2 protein-coding genes are annotated in these 2,529 nt (G+C 46.3%); both read left to right on the forward strand.

Features of this window, described 5'->3' with window-relative positions:
- The coding region (locus tag INT22_RS00475) for a hypothetical protein (protein ID WP_193067473.1) at positions 1-448 on the forward strand (448 nt) is incomplete at its 5' end.
- Entirely contained in the window at positions 445-2,355 is a 1,911-nt protein-coding gene (locus INT22_RS00480; protein WP_193059637.1) for a DNA topoisomerase III, read from the forward strand. The genes INT22_RS00475 and INT22_RS00480, both read left to right, overlap by 4 nt.
- Positions 2,356-2,529: the final 174 nt, after the last annotated feature.

The following is a 2,529-nucleotide window of genomic DNA, read 5'->3' on the forward strand; positions in this document are numbered from 1 at the left end:
ATCTGAGCATACATTGCAGCGGCTTGAAGTCGCGCTTCAACGATTGCTACAAGGACAACCTGAGAAAACACCAAATGATGGTCGTATTAATATTAGCCGCATTAATGATGAAGCTGGATTAAGTGCTGGTGCCATTTACTATTACAAAGATTTTTTAATAAAATCTAAAAAAGCTATCGAAAAAAACAAAATTAATAAAGATAATGATACTCATAAGACTAAGTCAAAGAAGCTTGATCGCCTTCGTGCCCAACGGGATAAGGAAGCTCGCCTAAAAGAAAAATACCGCTGTCAAAGAGATGAAATCAAGTCTTTTTGCGATAAAGTTATTGAAAAAAATGCCAATCTAGAGTTCTCCCTTTACGAAGCACTTGAGAGAATTGACGCCCTTCAGGCTGAGCTTAACAAGGTAAAAGTCGTAGGATTTGAGCGAGGTAAAAAGAGTTGATTCTATACATTGCCGAAAAGCCGAGTGTCGGACGCGCAGTTGCAGATGTGCTTCCCAAACCCCACCAGAAAGATGATGGGTTTATCAGGGTGGCTAATGGTGATGTTGTAACCTGGTGTATTGGTCACTTATTGGAGCAGGCTGAGCCAGATGCTTATGACCCTGAGTACAAAAAGTGGAAAAAAGAGCACCTGCCGATTATCCCAGTCGAGTGGAAACATCAAGTCAAAAGCCAAACCCGCTCACAGTTTAATGTCGTCAAAAAATTGATTAAAGAAGCTGACCAGCTGGTCAATATGGGTGACCCTGATCGCGTCGGGCAGATCCTGGTCGATGAAGTGATCAATTATTCGGGTGCCAATAAAGCAAAGCGCGAAGCTACGTTGCGCTGTCTCGTTAACGATATGAACCCTGCTGCTATTCAGAAGGCGTTGAATAATCTTCGCAAGAACACTGACTTCATACCGTTAGCAACATCCGCCCTGGCAAGGGCAAGGGCCGATTGGCTCTATGGTATTAATATGACTCGCCTTTGCACCCTTCTTGGCCAAAGCGCTGGGTACAAAGGCGTTTTGTCGATTGGCAGAGTGCAGACACCTGTATTAGGACTGGTCGTTCACCGAGACCAAGAAATCGAAAACTTTATAACCAAGCCATTTTATGAGGTCTTTATAACGCTTCAGACAGTGGCTGGTGAGTCTTTTACAGCAAAATGGAAGCCTAGTACTGCTTGTGAGCCTTACACTGACGAGGAAGGACGTGTTCTTTCACGAAAGCTTGCTGAAGTCGTTCTTCAAAAGGTAGCTGGGCATACAGGTAACGTCATCGCAGTTAAACGTGACAAGAAAAAACAGCCTACTCCCCTACCCTACAGTCTTTCATCGCTGCAAATTGATGCATCAAAGCGCTTCAATCTAAACGCCCAGAAGACTCTGGACATATGCCAAAAGTTATATGAACGTCATAAACTGATCACCTACCCACGTTCAGACTGTCGGTATTTGCCCAAAGGCCATTATGCTGAACGCCAAACAGTGGCTCAGTCGATAGCCAAAACATCGCCGGCGCTTTCTGAAAGCGTTCAAAAGGCTGACCTCGACCTGAAGAGCAAGGCGTGGAACGATGCCAAAGTAGGCGCGCACCACGCAATTATACCAACATCTAGAGCCGCCCCAGGTGATCGTCTGTCTCAGGACGAGAAGAATATCTACGAGCTTGTTGCCCGCCAGTACTTAATACAGTTTTACCCGCCGTTTGAGTATGCTGAGCATCAAATTGACAGCGAGGTGGAAGGTGGGTTGTTCATCGCCAAACAGAAGTCAGTTATTTCCAACGGCTGGAAGGCACTGCTACCACCTCAAAAGAACCACAAGCAAGACGCAGAGTTTTCGTCAGTGGTTCTTCCCAACGTGAAGTCTGGAGATCCTGTTACCTGCATCGACGGCAAAATGGATGAGAAACAAACCAGCCCCCCGAAACGTTTCACAGATGCAACATTACTCTCCGCCATGACGGGAATAGCGAGGTACGTATCAGACCCTGAAATTAAAAAAGTGCTCAGGGATACAGATGGGCTCGGCACGGAAGCCACCCGTGCAGGGATCATCGAGTTACTGTTCAAGCGGCAGTTTCTGACAAAGAAAGGTAAGGAGATCCACTCGACAGAGGTAGGAAAGCATCTTGTGAACAGTCTGCCTAAACGAATGGTCGTTCCTGATATGACCGCACATTGGGAGTCTCAGCTTGAAGCTATCAGTGAAAAGCGGATGCGATACGGGCATTTTATGCAGCCCCTCACTGATGGTCTGAAAGCGTTAATCGCTGAAGTAGAGGGTGGTGATTTCTCGGCTTTACGTGGGATGGGTAAGAAGCCGATGCGAAAAAGAAAAGCAGCTAGAAAAAAATAGCGCTTCAAACACCACTCTGTGTGTTCACTTTCGATTAACCAAATACGCAAACCGTTGGCTAACACATTCGAGACGCTGCTCACCCTCAACGACGATGACCTCAACACAATACTGCCCTGGCACTGGAAAGAGACCTTACCCATCTAAGCGAGGTTAGTGGCTCGCTTATATTCG

Source organism: Halomonas sp. 3D7M (genome assembly GCF_014897885.1).
Taxonomy (GTDB): domain Bacteria; phylum Pseudomonadota; class Gammaproteobacteria; order Pseudomonadales; family Halomonadaceae; genus Vreelandella.